A 17,094-nucleotide genomic window follows, 5' to 3' on the forward strand; every position below is an offset into this window, starting at 1 on the left:
GGCCACTCCATCTAAGGGTTCGGGGCTGCCGCGGAGGCGTCGCTGATGTGCAGGACGGCGTCCGCCCCGTCGATGGTCTCCTGGTCGAGGGGGAAGTACACCTGCTGGTGAGCGGCGTCGGCGCGGGCGCCGGCGCCGGCGACCGAGGCGGCCTTCACCAGGCCCCACGTGCCGATACGGCTCTGCAGAGAGCCTTCGTAGGTGTCCGGGGCGGGTTCGGGGAGCCCGATGATCTCGCTGCGGCCCAGGCTGCCGGCGATGAACACGTACCGCTCGTCCATCAAGGACCCGAGAACGGCGCCGACACCGGTCCAGGTGGTCTCCAGACCGCCCATGGGAATGACGCAGGTGTTCCTCTGCAGATGCCGGTTGTGAGAGAACACCAGCGTCGGCCCTCGTCTGGCCTCGGCGCCGCGGATGTCGAGCAGGTTCTGCGCCATCAGCGCGTCCCGAGTGCCACCCAGCACGGAAATGCGCATCGTCTGATCGAGGCGCTGGGCCGCCTGTTTGTGGTACCGCAGCAGGCCGAGGCCTGCGGTGAGATACGTCCTGGCCCGGTACCACTCGGCACGCGACGCCGCCGCGATCAGTTCCGGTGCGCGCGCGTACAGCGTGGTCAGCATGTCGTCGGCGACCGACCGCAGCCTCTCCGCCTCGGGCGTCTCACCGACCGACGCGGCCGGGTCCATCACCGCCTCCATGCGGCTCCACCGCCGGTCCTCGCCGGTCAGGGCCGCGATGTCGAGGTCGAGCGCCAGGTAGTCGCGGACGTGCTCGAGGTAGGCGCGGGGGCTGGGCACGCTCATCGTCTCCATCGGCGCGTCGAAGCCGTGGAAGGCGAGGCGTTCGGCCGCGGGACGGTCCCGGTTGTACTCGCGCATCCAGGCGACCAGCCGCCTGTTGGCGTCCAGGTCCCCGAAGCCGTGCGAGAAGCCCTCGCTCATCGCCGCGTCGAGGCTTCCGGTGCCGTGCCGGACGAATTTATCCACGGCGAGCGCCGCCACCCGGTCGGTCTCGAGGGCGATCGACCGGAAGCCGTGCTCGGCCAGCCGGGCGAACAGTCCGTTGCGGACCCGCCCGAAGGCCGGTTCCAGATGCGTCGGCTCACCGAGCCCCAGCAGTTCGCATGACGCGGGCACGAACCCGCAGATGTCCTGAGTCATGTACCGCAATTGTAACTTTGACAAGTCGGTTGAGACTTTGGATACATTGGCCGTCGTCAACTGCCATGAAGTCTCAAACCGGTGATGACCCTTGCGACCAGCCGACCTCGCCCGCGAGCACGGCATCTCGACCCAGGCGGTGCGCAACTACGAGCAGGAGGGGTACCTTCCGCCCGCCGAGCGCACGCCGACCGGGTACCGGATCTACACCGGGGCGCACGCGGCGGCGCTGCGCGCCTACCTCGCCCTCGTCCCCGCCTACGGCCACTCCGCCGCGGGCCGGATCATGACCGCCGTCAACGGCGGCGACCTCGACGGCGCCCTCCAGACCATCCATCGCGGCCACGGCCGGCTGCTCCGCGACCGCGGCACCCTCGCCGCGGTGCGCGAAGCGGCCGGCCATCTGGTCGCGGACTCCGGCGCCGACCGGGGCCCGGCGGACCGCGCGCGGAGCCGCAGCATCGGTGAACTCGCGCACCGGCTCGACATCACCCCCGCGACCCTGCGCAATTGGGAAGCCGCCGGCATCCTCACGCCCGCCCGGGATGGGGCCACCGGCTACCGCGTCTTCCGCGCCGCCGACGTCCGCGACGCCGAACTCACCCATCTCCTCAGGCGCGGCGGCTACCCGCTGAGCCACATCCGCACCGTCGTGCAGCAGGTCCGGCAGGCCGGCGGAACCGGTGCCCTGGCCGCCGCCCTGGACGGCTGGCAGCGCAGGCTCACCGCCCAGGGCCTCGCGATGCTCGATGCGTCCGTCCAGCTGAGCCGCTACCTGGCCCTGCTCGACATCGCACCCGCCCCGCGCTGACCCGGCCGGGCGGCACCGGGCCCGCTCGGCTCCGAGGCCTCTCAGAGCACCTCGGCCATGAGGTGCTCGAGGGCGGTGACGGCGTGGGCGCGGTGGACGTCGAGGACGCGGACGGCCTCGTCGGCGTCCCCGGCGCGCAGTGCGGTCAGGGCGGCGCGGTGCTCGTCGATGACGCGTTCCCGGTTGATGCCTTCGCCGTAGTAAATGGAGCGGTAGGCGTCGGTGGCGTCCCAGAGCGTGCGGATGAGCCGGACCAGGCGCGGCATGCCGGCGCACTCGTAGAGCGCCATGTGGAAGGCCCGGTTGGCCGCCGCCATCGCCAGCACGTCGCCGGCCCCCGCCGCCCGCTCCACCTCGTCTTCGGCGCGGGCGAGCGCGGCGAGGTCGGCGGCGCTCATCGAGGCGGCGGCGCGGCGGACGGCCTCGTCTTCCAGCAGCGTGCGGATGCGGTAGACCTCGCGCAGGTCGTCCAGGGACAGTTCCTCGACGTAGTAGCCGCGGTGCGCGCGGTAGGTGACCAGGCCCTCGCCCTGCAGGGTCTTGAGCGCCTCGCGCAGCGGGACGCGGCTGACGCCGAGCTCCTCGGCGACCGTGTCCTGCCGGATGGGTGCGCCGGGGCGGAGCCGGCCGCTGGTGATGGCGCGCCGCAGCTCGTCCAGGACGAACTGCTGGGCCGTCGGCGGGCGGCTGCGCTGGGTGGTCATCGGGTCAATATCTCACGGACCCGGCCGCCGTCCTCGGCGAGCCGCGGCGGCTCCGGCGAACCGTCCGTCGGACCGGCGCCCACCCATTTCGGATATTGGATCCAACTATAGTGGCGGCCATGACGACCTCACCGCGGCCCCGGACCGTCCACCCCACCGCCCTGTTCGGCATCGACGCGCTCCTCACCGAAGAGGAGCGCGAGATCCGCGCCACCGTCCGCCGGTTCTGCGACGGCGAGCTGCGCCCGCATCTGCCCGAGTGGTTCGACAAGGGCGGTATCCCGGCGCGGGACCTCGCCCGGAGGCTGGGGGCGCTGGGGGTGCTCGGCATGCACCTGGACGGGTACGGCTGCGCCGGGATGGGCGCGGTCTCCTACGGGCTGGCGTGCCTGGAGCTCGAGGCCGCCGACTCCGGGCTGCGCAGCCTGGTGTCGGTGCAGGGCTCGCTGGCGATGTTCGCGATCTGGAAGCACGGCGGCGAGGAGCAGAAGCAGCGGTGGCTGCCGGCGATGGCGCGCGGCGAGGCGATCGGCTGCTTCGGGCTGACCGAGCCCGACTTCGGCTCCGACCCGGCCGGGATGCGCACCCGCGCCCGCCGCGACGGCACCGACTGGATCCTGTCCGGCACCAAGATGTGGATCACCAACGGGTCCGTCGCCGACGTCGCGGTCGTGTGGGCCCGCACCGACGACGGGATCCGCGGCTTCCTGGTCCCGGCCGGCACCCCGGGGTTCCGGGTCCGCGACATCGAGCGCAAGCTGTCGCTGCGCGCCAGCGTCACCAGCGAGCTCGTGCTGGACGAGGTGCGCCTGCCCGCCGACGCGGTGCTCCCCGGAGCGCGCGGCCTGTCCGGGCCGCTGAGCTGCCTGAACGAGGCGCGCTTCGGGATCGTGTTCGGCGCGATCGGCGCCGCCCTGGACTGCCTGGACACCACCCTCGGCTACGTCCGCGAGCGGCGGGTCTTCGACCGCCCGCTCGCCTCCTACCAGCTCACGCAGCAAAAGCTCGCCGACATGACCCTGGAGGCCGGCAAGGGCCTGCTCCTGGCGATCCACCTCGGCCGCCTCAAGGAGGCCGGGACCATCACCCCCGAGCAGGTCAGCGTCGGCAAGCTCAACAACGTCCGCGAGGCCATCGACATCGCCCGCACCTGCCGCACGCTGCTCGGCGCCAACGGCATCACCCTGGAGTACCCCGTCATCCGGCACGCGGCCAACCTGGAGTCGGTGCTCACCTACGAAGGCACCTCCGAGGTGCACTCGCTGGTCATCGGCCGCGCGCTCACCGGCGAGTCCGCATTCCAATGACGGTGCCGCGGGCGTCTCGCGCGACCGTCAGCGTCATCGCGGGGCGACGGCGTCCGGACGCGCGGGCGCGCTCCGCGGCCTCATCCGGCCGCCCGTCCAGCTGCACGTCGAGTCTCACTGGCCGATCTCCGTTCCGCGGCGCCGCCGCGAGCCGGCGAGGGGGACGGGCTCGCGGCAGGAGCCGGCCGCGGGGGCGCGACAACGCCGCTCGGGCGGTCAGGACGGCTGGACTTCGTCGAAGAGGGCGACGGCCTGGGCGGGGTCCGGGCTGACGAGGCGTTCGAGACCGGCCGCGGTGATCTTCGCCCACCGGCCGGCCCGTGTCCACATCCGCTCCTCGAAGGCGCGGACGGCCTCGTCCAGGCCTGCGGGGCCGGGGGCGGCGGCGACGGACTCGGCGAGTTCGGCGCCTTCCAGCATCGCGAGATTGGCGCCCACTCCCAACGGGGGCATCAGGTGAGCGGCGTCGCCGAGCAGCGTCACCCCGGGGACGTGCGCCCAGGTATGGGACACGGGCAGGACGTAGAGGGGGCGGTGGGCGAAGGCGGCGCCGTGGCGGAGGAGGTCGAGGACGCGAGGCGCCCAGCCCTCGAACAAGCCCAGCACATGCGATCGCACGGCCTCGACGTCGTCCGGGTCCAGGTCCGCGTGCCAGTCCAGCGGCGCGCGGAACTGGGCGTACACCTTGACGTGGCCGCCGCTGTTGCGCTGGGCGACGACGGCGCGGTTCACGCCGTAGACGGCCACGGAGCCGTCGCCGACGAGCCGGGCGAGGTCGGGGTGGCGGGTGTCGACGCCGTCCAGGGAGGTCTCGACCGAGGTGATGCCGGTGTAGTGCGGTGCCGCGGGCGAGAGCGCCGGGCGGACCCGGGACCAGGCGCCGTCCGCGCCGACCACGAGGTCGAACGCCTCCTCGCGCCCGTCCGCGAATCCGACCAGGACGCCGTCACGGGTCCCCGGCACCACCTGCGTGACGCCGCGCCCCCACTGCACGTCCAGGGGGCCGAGCAGCAGGTCGCGGAGCTGCCCGCGGTCGATCTCGGGATGGGCTCGGTCATCGGTGCGGGCCGGCCAGTCGCGCAGCACGGTCCCGTCCGGGGCCAGGATCCGCATGGCCTGCCCCTCGGGACGGGACAGGGCCCGGAACTCCGCGAGCAGCCCGGCCTTGTCCAGGGCGAGCTGCCCCAGGTTCGCGTGCAGGTCCAGCGTGCCGCCCGGGGGGCGGGCGTCTGGAGCGGAATCGCGTTCGAGCACGGTGACGGGGTGGCCGTGGCGGTGCAGGACACGGGCGAAGGTGAGGCCGGCGGGGCCGCCGCCGATCACGGCGATACGAGGTCTCATGTCGATACACCGTATTTTACTAATACGCTGTATCGCAACAGTACGATGTAGTCCATGACCGTGTGGGACCGTCCAGAGCCGCCGACCCGCCCCGCCCCCCTCGACCGGGAGCGGATCGTCGCCGCCGCCGTCGCGCTGGCCGACGAGGGCGGACTGGAGGCGGTGTCGGTGCGCAAGGTCGCCGCCCGGCTGGACGTCGGCCCGATGCGGCTGTACGGGTACATCGCCACCAAGCAGGAGCTGTTCGACCTGATGGTGGACGAGGTCTACGCCGAGATCCTCCCCGGCGAGCAGCCCGGTGACTGGCGGGAGGTGCTGCGCGTCCGCGCCGACCGCACCAGGAAGGCGGCCCTCCGCCACGAATGGCTGGCCGACCTGCTCGGCGGCCGTCCGACGCTGGGCCCCAACGCCCTCGCCGTGGGGGAGGCCACGCTGGCCGCCCTCGACGGCCTCGCCGACCTCGACACCGTCGTGCGCGCCGTGGAGACCGTCAGCGCCTACGTCACCGGCGCGATCAGGCGCGAGATCGCCGACCTGCGGGCCGAGCGCGCCACGGGACTGTCCGAGCGCGACTGGCAGCGGGCCTCCGGCCCGCACCTGAAGAAAATGCTGGACACGGGGCGTTTCCCGGAACTGGCCAAGTTCGTGTACGACGGCACCGACGTGGACGCCGAGGTGTCCTTCGCGACCGGCCTGGACTGGATTCTGGACGCGGTCGCGGCCAAACTGGCCCGCCCGCCGGCGTGACGCCCACGATCGGTCCGCGGGCACGCGGAGCGGGGCCTTGACGCCCCGGCCCGCGCGGCCGGCGCCGTCGACCGACGCCACATCCGCGCCCTCACCTGCCGCGTGGCCGCTACACCGCCGCGCGGTTGCGGACGCCGGAGGAGGTCGCGGACGCGCTCGCCGCCCACGGGCTGCGGAACGAGGACGTCTGCCCGTTCAAGCCGGCGAACGTGCTCGACCTGGTCCGCGCCACCGTCGCACGCCGGAAGGGACGCATCACCGACGAGGCGGTTCCCGCGATGACGCGCTTCGTCCTCGACCCGGCGGGCAGGCCGGTCGTCACCTACCTCGGCTACGCCCGGCCGCACCGGGGGCAGTGCGCTCGGTCACGGCTCCCGAGGGCGAGCACTACAGCCCCACGCCGTCCAGGGCGTTGTTGGTCCAGGCGGTGCCGCGCCGCCAGTAGACGAACACCATCGACAGGCTGTTCCAGCGGCCGTGCTGCTGGATGGTGGAGGGCGCGGCGCCGGCTTCGGCGGCGCTGGTGGCGCCCCCGGCGCGCAGCCCGTGGAAGGTGTGCGCGGCGGCGTGGTCGAGGCCGGCGCGCACGGCCGCGTCCCGGACGATGGTGTTGAGCGTCTCGTCGTCGATGCGGCCGGTGCCCCGCCCGGCGAACCGGCCCGCTCCGGCCAGGTTGCCGTGCCGGTCGATCCCGCGCAGCAGCGGCCCGCCGGTGATGCCGTGCCCGGCCAGGGTGCCGAGCCAGGTGCGGGCCAGTTCCACCGGGCAGGTCCGGGCGTGGCGGCCGCGCTTGAGGAACACCTCGGCCCCCGCCGCCTGCTGGTCGGTCTTGGAGCGGCGGATGGTGACGGTCAGCCCGCGCTCGCTGAAGTCCAGGTCCTCGATGTCGAGCGCGGCGACCTCCGAGCGGCGGCCCATCATCGCGAAGCCGAGGACCAGGATCAGCTGGTCGCGTTCGGCGCGCAGCGGATCGAGCTCGCCGGCCGCCACCGCTTCGGCGATCGCCTCGATCATGCGGCGCAGCGCGGCGATGTCGATCTCGGGTGCCCTGCGCCGCCTGTAGCGCAGCGCGGGGTCGGGATGCCCGGCGCGTTCCCTCCGGTAGGCGCGCAGCGCTGTGCGCGCCAGCCGGGCGTCGCAGTCCAGTCCGGCGAGTTTGTGCGCGGCCTGCACGCAGCTCAGCATGGTGTCGACGGTGGAGGGCGCAGGCGGCCCGCCGTACTGGGTGGTGGTCTCGCCGGCCAGGTGGTGGACGTATTCGGCGAGGGTCTCGCGGGTGGCGGGCAACGGGGTCCGGCCGGTCAGTTCGCACCAGCGGGTGAAGGTGGCCCAGTGCCGGGTGTAGGCGCGCGTGGTGTTGGCGGCCAGCCCGGCCGCGACGCGGGCCGCGGCCTCCGGTGACAGCGCCTGGTCGAGTGGGCGTTGGTCGGGGGATCGCCGCCCTGAAGGCGGCGGCAGCGGCGTGCCGGCCAGCACGGCCGCGGACCGGGGCTGCGGAGCGGCTCCGGCGGCGGCCGGGGAGCGGCGCCCCGCAGCGCCGCCGCCGTCCTTCCCGGTCACCGGCACTCCTTCGGTCATGGCCCGAGCCTAGCCGGATCGATCGTGATGCTGGGACGGGTTAACTAAGTCTTAACCCTATCCAGAGCCACCACAAAGATTCGTGTTTCGAAAACCTCGAAACTGAATCGTGGTTTCGCGTACACAGGCTCTCGAAACCCGGCATGATGAGGATGTGACTGATCAGCGCGAGCAGACGACGTCGGCCACCGCGGACCCCGGAACGGCCGCGGCCGCCGCGGACCAGGCCGCCGGCGGGGAAGCCGGGCCCTCCGCCGCGGCGGCACCTGAAGCCCCGTACGGGCGGTGCAAGCACTGCCGGGGGCCGCTGCCCGCGCCGGCCGCCACCGGCCGGCGCCGCGAGTACCACCGCGGCGGCGAGGGGCCGGGTGGGCAGGACTGCAAGGAGGCGGCCCGGCGGGCCCGTGAGTCGGCCGTCGGCGCCCTCGTCGAGCAGCCGCTCCAGGCGCTCATCGCCTGGGCCGAACGGGAGGAGGCCGAGCGCCGCGCGCACGCCGGCCTGCTGGCCGCGGCCACCGACCGCGACCAAAGGTTCGCCGCCGACCTGGCTCGGCTGCGCGATACCGTGCTGGCCCGCAACTGCGAACTGGAAACCGCCATCGCCCGGGCCGCCGCCGAGGCGGCCGAGGCCCAGGCCGCACGCGAGGCCGCCGAGCGCCGCGAGCGGACCGCGCAGGCCGAAGCCGCCGGCGCGCGCGAGGACGCCCGGCGCGCCGGCGAGCGCGCCGACGGCGCCGACGAGCGGGCCCGGCTGGCCGAACGCGCCGCGACCGCCGAACAGGCCGCGAGGATCAAGGCGGAGAAGGAGACCCAGGACGCCGTCGACAGCGGAGACCAGGCCCGCGCGGCGCTGGCCGAGACGCGGCGGCGCCTGCTCGAGGCCGAGGAACGGCTCGCGGGGATCAGGGCCGATCTCGAGCGGGTCCGCGGCGAACGCGACGACCGGGCCGCGCGGCTGGAGACCGCCGTCGCCGACCTGGCCGCCGCCCACCGGACCCTCGCCGAGAAGGACACCGCGATCGGTGACCTGACCGGGCGGCTCGAACGCGCCGAGAACGAGACCGCCGCGGCCCGCCGGCAGGCCGCCGAGGACGTGCGGACCGCCCGCGACACCGCCGCCGACCAGCTCCGCCGGGCCGACGCGCACCGGCGGAGCGCCCTGGACGCCGCCGAACGGATGCGCGGCGAACGCGACCAGGCCCGCACCGACCTGGTCGCCGCCCGGGCCGCGCACCATGCCGAACTCCGGGTCCTCAAGCAGGAACGAGACGCCGCCCGGGCCGCCGAGACCGAGCAGCGCGAGCGAGCCGTCCGCGCCGAACAGGCCGGCCGGGCCGCATCGGCCGCAGGCGAGCCTTCCACCGGGGCCGCACCGTCAGGACAGTGATCGGCGGGCCGGCACTGGCCGCGCTGCTGTCCAGCCACCTGCTCGCGGGGGCCGCGCAGACGGTCGACGACGTGGTCGTCATCGACCGTGGCGGGCTGGCGCACGAAGGACCGATCAGCCAGACGGTGCCGGGCGCGGCGCTCGGTGCGCTGATCCGCGTCCCGGTCGTCGGCGCGGTGGTCCTGCTGATGCTGGACCTGGCGGTGCAGCCGCTGGTGAGCGGGGCGTGGGAGCGGGAGGCGAACCTGTCGCCGTTCGGCGCGGCGGGCGTCATGACGGGCGGGACCCGCACCACGACCAAGCGGTGGAGGAGCGCGCCGCCACCCGCGAACGTGAACAGCTCGATGTGATCGCGGCGCGGCGCGAGCGCGGCGCGATCACCCGCGGAGTGCACGACATCGTCGCCCGCTCGGTGACGGTGATGCTGATCGGGGTGCGCGGCGCCCGCGACGTCCTGGAAACCGAACCGCAGGTGGCGGCGCGGACGCTGGAGCAGGTGGAGACCAGCGCCGAGCAGAGCCTGGCCGAGCTGCGCCGGAGCCTCGTCCTGCTGCGCGGGCGCCATGGCGCGCCGACCCCGCGCGAGCGGGAGATGCTCCTGCTCCCGACCCGGTTTCTCCCGCTTCGCGGGCTTCAGGGCGCGGTGCCGGCCCTGCCGATGGCGGCGCTACACGTCGTCCCAGGCGGCCGCGCTCATCTTCCAGCCGTCGCGGGTGCGGACGAACTGGGTCGTCTGGCGTCCGAAGCCCTCGAACCACTCGCCGTCGCGGAAGCCGGACTTGCCGTACTCGCTGAACCGCTGCGCGATCGAGCCGAAGATCTCCGTCCGCTCGGCGATCTCCCATTCGGAGAACTCCGTCAGCGTCCCGTCGGTGAGCATCCGCTGCCTGGGGGCGATGAACGCGTCGAGGTCGTAGATCTCGGTCTCGCCGCCGACGTTCTTGATGATCAGCCCTTCCGGGATGAACACCTCGCGGACGACGGCGAGGTCCGGGCCTGTGCCGCCGAGGTTGCCGAACGCGCCGAACAGCGCGCGCATCAGCCGGTCGAGTTCGTCCTTGACGCCGGTGTCCACGGCCCCTCCAATACTCATAACATCTGTTATGTGAATGTACCCTGGCGGCATGCCGCGCCACAAGGGAGATCACGAAGCCCGCCGCCGCGAGGTGTCGGGGGCGGTGTGGCGGGTGCTGGCCGCGCAGGGGTTCGGCGGCCTGACGCTGCGCGCGGTGGCCGCCGAGATGGGCGCGACGACCGGCCTGCTCACGCACTACTTCCCGAGCAAGAAGGACCTGGTCGCGCACGCGCTGACGCTCCTGGACGAGCGCAGGGCGGCTGCACCGGGGACGCGGGGCGAGCCCGCCGGCCTCGGCGCTCTGCGCGCGATGCTGCTGGACATCCTGCCGGTCACGCCCCAGGCCGCCGCGGACAACCGCATCTGGGTCAGCTCGTGGGACGCCGCGCTGGCCGACCCCGGACTCGCCGCCGGCCACGCGGCCCGCTACGCGCGCTCGCGCGAGCGGATCGGGCGCCGGGTGCGGGAGGCGCAACGCCGGGGCGAGCTGCCCGCCGCCGACGCCGACGATCTCGCGGCGGCGGTCCAGTCGTTCACCCTCGGCCTCATCGTGCAGGCCCTGTTCGACCCGCAGGGCTTCCCGCCCGAGCGGCAGATCCGCATGGTGGACGGCTACCTCGCCGCGCTGGCCGGAGGGCGGGCAGAGGGCGGAGCCGCGGACGAACCTGCCGGTCCCGGGGGCGTCCTCCCGCATCCGCGGCCGACGGAGACCGATTGATCTTCACTGCGCGGTCCCATAGGCCGCCCGCGGCCCCAAGTGAGGGCAGATCACCCGCGTGGCACCGCCTGCTCTCCAGACCTGACACCTTCTTCGCTCACCTGTGGCCGGCGTGGCCGACGGCGGTCGATGGATCACCACCGGTCCCAGTGCAGGACCTGGTCGCGCGGGATCCGGGGCGCGGGTTTGAAGTCGGTGCCGATCGTGTAGGCGAGCGGGATGAACGCGGCGAGCATGACCTCGTCGTAGGGGACGCCCAGTACGGCGGCGAGTTCGGGTTCGAGCGGTCCTTGCGGCGGGCCCTGCGCGGCGGCGAGCGCGCCCAGCTCACCGCCCTGGTCGGCAAGCTGGCTCTGATCCCGGGGCGGGTGCGGACTACGCGTCGCGGGCGGCGCCGTCGGGGGGTGGAGACAGCACGGGGAGCCGGAGGGTGAAGCGCGCGCCGGACGGGCTGTCGTCGATGGTCAGGGTGCCGCGGTGCGCGGCGGCGATCTCGCGGGCGATCGCCAGGCCCAGGCCGGTTCCGCCGGCGTCGCGGCTGCGCGCGGTGTCGACGCGGGTGAAGCGCTCGAAGACCCGCTCGCGCTCCTCGAGCGGGATCCCGGGCCCGTCGTCGGCCACGGTGAGCGCGGCGCGGTCGCCGTCGCGGACGAGTTCGACCTCGACGGCCGCGGCGGCGTGGCGCCGGGCGTTGTCGAGCGGGCCGTCCAGGAGGCGCTGCAGTTGCGTCGGCACGCCCCGGACCTGGACGCCCGGCGTGAGCCGCGACCGGATCTCGATGGCAGGTCGGCCCGCGGCGGACGGCCGGTGGTCCCGTATCTCGCTGTCGACCAGGGCGGTGAGGTCGAGCGGTTCGGCCAGGTCGGCTCCGGTGCCGATCTGCGCGAGCAGCAGCAGGTCGGCGACGATGCTCTCCAGGCGGTCCGCGGAGCGCAGCGCCGCCCGGGCCGCGGTCTCGACGTCGGTGTCCCGCGGATGCATGGCGAGGTCCTCGAGGTCGACGCGCAGTCCCGCGATCGGCGTCCGCAGCTCGTGCGCGGCGTCGGAGGCGAACCGGTGCTGGACGCGCACGGAGCGCTCGAGCCGGTCGAGGGTGGCGTTGGCGGTCCGGGCGAGCCGGGCGACCTCGTCGTCGCCGGGCTGCTCGGGGACGCGGTGGGACAGGTCGCTGACGGTGATCTCGGCGAGTTTCGCCCGGATGGCGTCGACGGGCCCCAGCGTGCGGCCGACGACCTGCCATGTCGTCCAGCACGCCAGGGCGGTCAGCGCGACCACGCCGCCGGCCAGCAGCGACTCCAGGATCGGGCTGGACAGGATCGCCGGAAGCGGGCGTCCGGTGTAGACGACCGGTGAGTCCGCGGCGGGGGTGACGCGGATCGCGACCACCGTCAGGCAGCCCCGCCGGGCGCCGGGCATGCGGTGAACTCGCGGACCCGTTCGGCCGGGGTCGCGGGGTCGCCCGATGGAAGCGGCGAGCAAGCTAGAGTGCTAGTATCCTCGCCGTGGGCGACGAGGACGTCAAGCAGTTCAACGTGTACCTGCCGATCGGGCTGATCAAGCAGGTCAAGCATCGCGCCATCGAGGCGGAGCTGTCGCTGTCGGCACTGGTCGCGCAGGCGCTGCGCGCCTACCTCGACGAGAGCGGCACGCGGCGGCCCGGCCAGGAGGAGGACTGAGATGAGCACCGAGGGCTTCGAGGCCGTGTTCCTGGAGACGCACAACTGGGGGAAGGCGGCCGGGTTCTTCCGCTCGCTGGGGTTCGAGCTGGAGTTCGAGACCGACCACGGCTCCGGGCTGTTGCGCAACGGCGACGGCCCCTACCTCTTCGTCGCCGAGGTGCCCGAGGACCGCGAGCCGCGGGCGCGGATGGTGCTGAGGGTGCCGGACGAGGAGGCGTTCCGCCCCGGCGCGGGCGCCGAGGTGGTCACGCCGTTCGAGGACACGCACTACGGGACCCGGGAGATGACCGTCCGGGACCCCGACGGGCGGCTGTGGACGCTGCAGGCTCCGGGCAAGTGAGCGATGGTCCGCGGACCGGCCGGATGATCCGCGGGCGGCCGGCGACCGGGTGACGCCGCCCGACGGAGCCGTTCCCGGCGACCCGCCTCCGATCGATATTCTCAACGTTGAGATAAGGAGGCGGTGATGGCGGACGCGGTGGACGACATCCTCGCGCAGTGGGCGCGGGAGCGGCCCGACCTGGACGTCTGGCCGATGGGGATCGTCGGCCGGATCTCCCGCCTGCAGATGCTGCTGCACCGGGAGCTGCGCGCGTTCTTCGCCGAGCGGGGGCTGGAGAGCTGGGAGTTCGACGTGCTGGCGACGCTGCGCCGGTCGGGCGCCCCCTACGAGCTGACCGCGGGCGCGCTGCTGAAGGCGGCGATGGTCACCTCGGGCGCCATCACCAACCGGATCGACCGGATGGAGGCCAAGGGCCTGGTCGAGCGGGTCCGCGACGCCGGCGACCGGCGGTCGGTGCTGATCCGGCTCACCCCGCACGGCCTGGCGGTCGTGGAGGAGGCGGTCGGCGCGCACGTGGACAACGAGGCGCGGCTGCTGGCATCGCTCGGCCCGTCCGAGCGGGAGGACCTGGCCCTGCGGCTGCGCGCCCTGCTGGAGGCGCTCGGCGACACCTCCCGCGCCTGAGGCGGATCGCCGGGGCCGGCGTCCGCGCCCGCCGGCAGGCGGACGGGCGGTGATGCCGGGGGCGCCGGCCGGGCCGGGGAACGTGAGCTGGATCTCGGTGCCGGCCTGTCACATTCGCGGGTGCCCGGGCCCTCATCCTGGTATGGACACTTTTTCCATCGCGCCGCCCGGTGGGGCGGCGGGCGCGGCCGCCGAGCCGGGTGCGGGGCGGGCGGCGGCGGGCGTGCCGGGGCCGGCGTTCGCGGACGTGCTCGCGCGTGCCGGGCATGCGGCGTTCCGCCGGGATCTGGAGCGGCTGGCGGCGGCAGCGGCGGCGGGCCGCGCGCACGCGCCGCAGGTGCGTGCGGGGTGGGAGAACCTGAAGCGGCAGCTGCGCCTCCACCACGATCTGCAGGAGGGCGCGCTGTGGCCGCGGGTGGAGCGCGCGGCGGCGGGCCGTGCGCCGGAGCTGGGGGTGGTGGCGGAACTGCGGGCGGAGTACGCCCGGATCGAGCCGCTGGTGGTGGCGCTGGACGCCGCGCTGCAGGACGCCGGCCGGGATCCGGGTGAGGTCGCCTCGGCGGTGCGCGCGCTGCGGGCGGCGCTGCGGGTGCATCTGCGGCACGAGGAGGCGGGCGTGCTGGCGCTGGCGCGGCGGCTACTGGGCCCGGCGGACTGGGCGGGGTTCGCCGGCGACGCGGTGGCGGCGTGCACGTCGGGGAGCGGCGGGTGCGCGGAGGCGACGGTGCCGTGGATGGTGGACGGCATCGCGCCGCTGGAGCGCAGCCGGTTGCTGACGGCGCTGCCGCCGGCGGTGCGGGAGCTGACCCGGGTGCGGTGGGAGCCGCGGTACCGCAGGCGCCGGCTGTGGAGCGTCTGACCGCCGCCGCCGGCACCGTCGCGCGCGGCCGGGGTGTCACCAGGGCACGGCGCGGACCGTGAGATGCCGGTCGGCGGGGTTGTAGTACGACATCAGCAGCGCGTCGCGGGTGCTGAGTTCGGGGTGGCCGATGAAGGCCCGGCACTGGTCGTTGCCGGTGCCGCCCGAGCAGGGGACGCTGCCCCGCCCCGCGGGCCGCCAGGGGCCCTGGGGCGCGGGTGCGCGCCACAGCCGGTACCGGCCGTCCAGTCCGCGCTGTTCGATGAGGACCAGCCCGCGGCCGGCGGCGGTGTAGTCGGCGATGTGGACGGCGGCGGGCGCGGCGCCGGGGACGACGGTCTGGGCGCGTGAGGCGTCGGGCGTCCACCCGGCGGCGGACCAGTACCGGTAGGCGGACGGGTCGCGCCAGGCGGCGGGGTCGGCCGGGACGCGGGCGAGGGTCACGCGTCCGGTGGCGCAGGCGCCGAGGGTCCAGGTGTCGCAGGCCGACCCGTACAGGTAGAGGTGGCCGTCGCGCAGCACGGGGGAGCCGAGGGTCAGCTGGAACGGCAGGCCGCCGGCCAGGGTGAACACGCGGGTCTGGCCGTGCAGGGTCCGGTCGGCGGGGCGGTAGGCGGCGATGCCGTATCCCTGGGGGGTGATGGAGGTGCCGTGGACGCACACGTCGGTGTAGGTGAGCAGGACGGTGCCGTCGGCGCGCAGGGGGGCGGCGCCGGAGATCCAGGAGGCGCTGTAGGCGGTGCCGGGGATGTGGCAGGGGGCGCCGCCGGGCAGCTGGAGGCCGGGCGGGGTGGCCAGCAGCGCCTGCGGCGGCCCGTCGCCGGGCGCGGCGGCCGTTGCGGAACCGGGGGTGGTCGCGGTGCGGGGGGTGGGGAGTTCGGTGAGGTCGGTGGGGACGCGTCCGGGTGCGGCGGTGCCGGTGGCGGCGGTCGCGCCGAGCCACAGGCCGGGGCGGGTGCCCTTCCAGGTGGAGTCGCAGAACAGCCAGAGGCTGCGGCGGCCGGTGAGGGGGGCGCTGTAGCCGCAGTCGCGGTCGATGGTGTTGCCGGGCGCGGCGGTCTCGTAGCGGGACAGGACGGGTGCGGGCGGTGCGACGCCGGGCGGGTGCGGGGGCCGCCGGTACAGCAGGACGGTGACGATCGCGGCGGTGGTGAGCAGCGCGGCGGCCAGCAGCGCGGCGGGCGGGGCCAGGCCACCGCGCCGGGGCGGTGCGGGCGGGGCGGGAGGTGCGGGGCGGGCCGTGGGGTGGGTCATGCGGCGGTCCCTCCCCTTCGGGGGTGCGGCGGCTTGCGGGTGCCAGGGTCGCGTGCCGGTGCGTGCGGCGGCAACCCCGGGCGGGCGCGAGGGCGCGGGCGGTGTGCGGGCGGGGCGGCTCAGAACCGGCGGTGAGCAGGGCCAGGACGGCGACGCCCGGGCGGTGAGCCAGGCGGCGTGGTCGCCGATGTGCCCCAAGTGCAGGGCGTGCAGGCGGACAGAGGCCGCCGCGGCGGCGCGGGCGAGAATCCCGCCGCCGCGGCGCCGAGCGTGCGCCGGTGTCGGGCGAGGTGTCGGTGCGCGACCCCGCCGGCGGCGACCCGCTCACCGACGACATCCTCGCCGGCCGCACCGCCGGCGCGTCCGCCGGCGCGTCCGCCGACGCGCCGGTCCGCGCGACCCGCGCGCCCGCGCACGCCGAGCGGCTGCGCCGGCGGTCCGCTCGGACGATGCAGCGGCTGCGCACCGACCCCGACACCGTCGAGCGGGACCTGGTGAAGCTGGTGCTGACGCTGGTGGAGCTGGTCCGGCAGCTGATGGAGCGGCAGGCGCTGCGCCGCGCCGAGGGCGGCGACCTCACCGACGAGCAGATCGAGCGGCTCGGCCTGGCGCTGATGCGGCTGGACAAGGCGATGACCCGGCTGAAGGACCACTTCGACCTGAGCGACGGCGACCTGAACCTCGACCTCGGCCCGCTGGGCCCGCTACTGCCCGAGCGACCCCCGCTGACCCGGCGCCGGGTCAGCGGGCCTGCGCGAGGGACGCGACGGACACGTCCAGTCGGTGAGGTCGGCGCCGGGGGAGGACTCCAGCAGGTGGACGGTCTGGGCGCCGACGCCGCAGCCGACCTCCAGGACGCGGGCGCCGGGCGGGTAGGCGGCGCCGGCCTGCCCGCCGGCGGCGTACTGGCCGCGGACCTGCACGTGTCGCGCGGCGTGGTCACCGACGCCTACCAGCGCCTCATCGACGACGGCGACCTCGCCGGCCGCGGCCGCGCCGGCACCATCGTCGTCGCCGCGCCCCTCACCGCCCCGCCGCCACCGTCACCCGCCCCCGGCCGGCCCGGCCGGCCCGAGCCGCCGCGGACGGTGTTCGCCGACCGGCCCGGCGCCGAGGCGTTCGACGTCCTGCGCGCCGCACCCGCCCGCATCGACCTGTCACCCGGCGTCCCCGACCTGGCCGCCTTCCCCCGCGCCGCGTGGCTGCGCGCCGAACGCCGCGTCCTGTCCACCCTGTCCGCGCCGTCGTTCGGCTACGGCGACTCGCGCGGCACCCCCGCGCTGCGCACCGCCGTCGCCGGATGGCTGGCCCGCAACCGCGGCATCCGCGCCGACCCCGCCGACATCGTCATCGTCGCCGGCACCGCCCAGGCCCTCGGCCTGCTCGCCCAGGTGCTGCGCGACGACGGCCTCGGCACCATCGCCGTCGAGGACCCCGGCTCCCTGGGCACCCGCCAGCACCTGCGGCACCAGGGCATGCGGACCCCGCCCGTCCCCGCGGGGTC

The 17,094-nt window shown here is 75.0% G+C and carries 18 protein-coding genes and 2 pseudogenes; 12 read left to right on the plus strand and 8 right to left on the minus strand.

Going from position 1 to position 17,094, the window contains the following annotated elements:
- Positions 1 to 11: 11 nt before the first annotated feature.
- On the minus strand, positions 12 to 1,163 hold the full coding sequence (locus tag F8568_RS37350; RefSeq protein WP_151598342.1) for an erythromycin esterase family protein: 1,152 nt from the start codon (positions 1,161 to 1,163) through the stop codon (positions 12 to 14).
- 91 nt (positions 1,164 to 1,254) lie between these two features.
- Here F8568_RS37350 and F8568_RS37355 point away from each other — a divergent pair, with 91 nt between their 5' ends.
- Positions 1,255 to 1,974 carry a MerR family DNA-binding transcriptional regulator gene (locus F8568_RS37355; protein WP_151598343.1) on the plus strand — a complete coding sequence of 240 codons (720 nt, stop codon included), beginning with the start codon at positions 1,255 to 1,257 and terminating at the stop codon, positions 1,972 to 1,974.
- A 41-nt stretch (positions 1,975 to 2,015) separates the two neighbouring features.
- Here F8568_RS37355 and F8568_RS37360 read toward each other — a convergent pair whose 3' ends face one another.
- Positions 2,016 to 2,678 (minus strand): GntR family transcriptional regulator, encoded by a 663-nt coding sequence (locus F8568_RS37360; protein WP_151598344.1) that lies wholly within the window; start codon positions 2,676 to 2,678, stop codon positions 2,016 to 2,018.
- Positions 2,679 to 2,797: 119 nt separating this feature from the next.
- Between F8568_RS37360 and F8568_RS37365 the strand changes: the two genes are divergently transcribed.
- Positions 2,798 to 3,985 carry an acyl-CoA dehydrogenase family protein gene (locus F8568_RS37365; RefSeq protein ID WP_151598345.1) on the plus strand — a complete coding sequence of 396 codons (1,188 nt, stop codon included), beginning with the start codon at positions 2,798 to 2,800 and terminating at the stop codon, positions 3,983 to 3,985.
- A 216-nt stretch (positions 3,986 to 4,201) separates the two neighbouring features.
- Here F8568_RS37365 and F8568_RS37370 read toward each other — a convergent pair whose 3' ends face one another.
- Positions 4,202 to 5,326 carry an FAD-dependent oxidoreductase gene (locus F8568_RS37370; protein WP_151598346.1) on the minus strand — a complete coding sequence of 375 codons (1,125 nt, stop codon included), beginning with the start codon at positions 5,324 to 5,326 and terminating at the stop codon, positions 4,202 to 4,204.
- Between the two features lie 54 nt (positions 5,327 to 5,380).
- On the opposite strand from F8568_RS37370, the gene F8568_RS37375 reads away from it, so the two are divergent.
- Entirely contained in the window at positions 5,381 to 6,073 is a 693-nt protein-coding gene (locus tag F8568_RS37375) for a TetR/AcrR family transcriptional regulator (protein WP_151598347.1), read from the plus strand.
- 109 nt (positions 6,074 to 6,182) lie between these two features.
- On the opposite strand, the gene F8568_RS37380 is transcribed toward F8568_RS37375, so the two are convergent.
- Both F8568_RS37380 and F8568_RS37385 read right to left on the minus strand, forming a co-directional pair.
- Entirely contained in the window at positions 6,183 to 6,395 is a 213-nt protein-coding gene (locus tag F8568_RS37380; protein WP_151598348.1) for a hypothetical protein, read from the minus strand.
- A gap of 65 nt (positions 6,396 to 6,460) precedes the next feature.
- Positions 6,461 to 7,651 carry a tyrosine-type recombinase/integrase gene (locus F8568_RS37385; protein ID WP_151598349.1) on the minus strand — a complete coding sequence of 397 codons (1,191 nt, stop codon included), beginning with the start codon at positions 7,649 to 7,651 and terminating at the stop codon, positions 6,461 to 6,463.
- 154 nt (positions 7,652 to 7,805) lie between these two features.
- Between F8568_RS37385 and F8568_RS37390 the strand changes: the two genes are divergently transcribed.
- The 3 genes and pseudogenes from F8568_RS37390 to F8568_RS51255 all read left to right on the plus strand — a co-directional run.
- Entirely contained in the window at positions 7,806 to 9,038 is a 1,233-nt protein-coding gene (locus F8568_RS37390; RefSeq protein WP_151598350.1) for a coiled-coil domain-containing protein, read from the plus strand.
- Positions 9,035 to 9,388 carry a hypothetical protein gene (locus F8568_RS47235; protein WP_202125783.1) on the plus strand — a complete coding sequence of 118 codons (354 nt, stop codon included), beginning with the start codon at positions 9,035 to 9,037 and terminating at the stop codon, positions 9,386 to 9,388. The genes F8568_RS37390 and F8568_RS47235 overlap by 4 nt, the downstream gene beginning before the upstream one ends.
- Positions 9,385 to 9,582 (plus strand): annotated as a pseudogene (locus tag F8568_RS51255) (histidine kinase); the annotation flags it as partial. The gene F8568_RS47235 and the pseudogene F8568_RS51255, both read left to right, overlap by 4 nt.
- Before the next feature lie 123 nt (positions 9,583 to 9,705).
- On the opposite strand, the gene F8568_RS37405 reads toward F8568_RS51255, so the two are convergent.
- Positions 9,706 to 10,113 carry a DUF4440 domain-containing protein gene (locus tag F8568_RS37405; RefSeq protein WP_328601193.1) on the minus strand — a complete coding sequence of 136 codons (408 nt, stop codon included), beginning with the start codon at positions 10,111 to 10,113 and terminating at the stop codon, positions 9,706 to 9,708.
- Positions 10,114 to 10,162: 49 nt separating this feature from the next.
- Between F8568_RS37405 and F8568_RS37410 the strand changes: the two genes are divergently transcribed.
- A complete protein-coding gene (locus tag F8568_RS37410) occupies positions 10,163 to 10,831 on the plus strand; it encodes a TetR/AcrR family transcriptional regulator (RefSeq protein WP_151598352.1) in 669 nt (222 codons plus the stop codon).
- 375 nt (positions 10,832 to 11,206) lie between these two features.
- Here the strand turns inward: F8568_RS37410 and F8568_RS37420 are convergent, their stop codons facing one another.
- Entirely contained in the window at positions 11,207 to 12,247 is a 1,041-nt protein-coding gene (locus F8568_RS37420; RefSeq protein ID WP_151598353.1) for a HAMP domain-containing sensor histidine kinase, read from the minus strand.
- 86 nt (positions 12,248 to 12,333) lie between these two features.
- Between F8568_RS37420 and F8568_RS37425 the strand changes: the two genes are divergently transcribed.
- The 4 genes from F8568_RS37425 to F8568_RS37440 all read left to right on the plus strand — a co-directional run bounded on the left by F8568_RS37425 (position 12,334) and on the right by F8568_RS37440 (position 14,336).
- Positions 12,334 to 12,507: a ribbon-helix-helix protein, CopG family gene (locus F8568_RS37425; protein WP_151598354.1), complete on the plus strand. Its 174-nt coding sequence runs from the start codon at positions 12,334 to 12,336 to the stop codon at positions 12,505 to 12,507.
- 1 nt (position 12,508) lies between these two features.
- Positions 12,509 to 12,850 carry a VOC family protein gene (locus F8568_RS37430; protein ID WP_151598355.1) on the plus strand — a complete coding sequence of 114 codons (342 nt, stop codon included), beginning with the start codon at positions 12,509 to 12,511 and terminating at the stop codon, positions 12,848 to 12,850.
- A gap of 126 nt (positions 12,851 to 12,976) precedes the next feature.
- Entirely contained in the window at positions 12,977 to 13,477 is a 501-nt protein-coding gene (locus tag F8568_RS37435) for a MarR family winged helix-turn-helix transcriptional regulator (protein WP_151598356.1), read from the plus strand.
- Between the two features lie 142 nt (positions 13,478 to 13,619).
- The gene (locus F8568_RS37440) at positions 13,620 to 14,336 is read left to right on the plus strand and encodes a hemerythrin domain-containing protein (protein WP_151598357.1); all 717 of its coding nucleotides are present in this window, start codon (positions 13,620 to 13,622) and stop codon (positions 14,334 to 14,336) included.
- A gap of 36 nt (positions 14,337 to 14,372) precedes the next feature.
- Here F8568_RS37440 and F8568_RS37445 read toward each other — a convergent pair whose 3' ends face one another.
- Positions 14,373 to 15,590: a DUF4185 domain-containing protein gene (locus tag F8568_RS37445; protein ID WP_151598358.1), complete on the minus strand. Its 1,218-nt coding sequence runs from the start codon at positions 15,588 to 15,590 to the stop codon at positions 14,373 to 14,375.
- A gap of 449 nt (positions 15,591 to 16,039) precedes the next feature.
- Between F8568_RS37445 and F8568_RS37450 the strand changes: the two are divergent.
- A pseudogene (locus F8568_RS37450) lies at positions 16,040 to 17,071 on the plus strand (aminotransferase class I/II-fold pyridoxal phosphate-dependent enzyme); the annotation flags it as partial.
- Positions 17,072 to 17,094: the final 23 nt, after the last annotated feature.

Source organism: Actinomadura physcomitrii (genome assembly GCF_008923205.2).
GTDB lineage: Bacteria > Actinomycetota > Actinomycetes > Streptosporangiales > Streptosporangiaceae > Spirillospora > Spirillospora physcomitrii.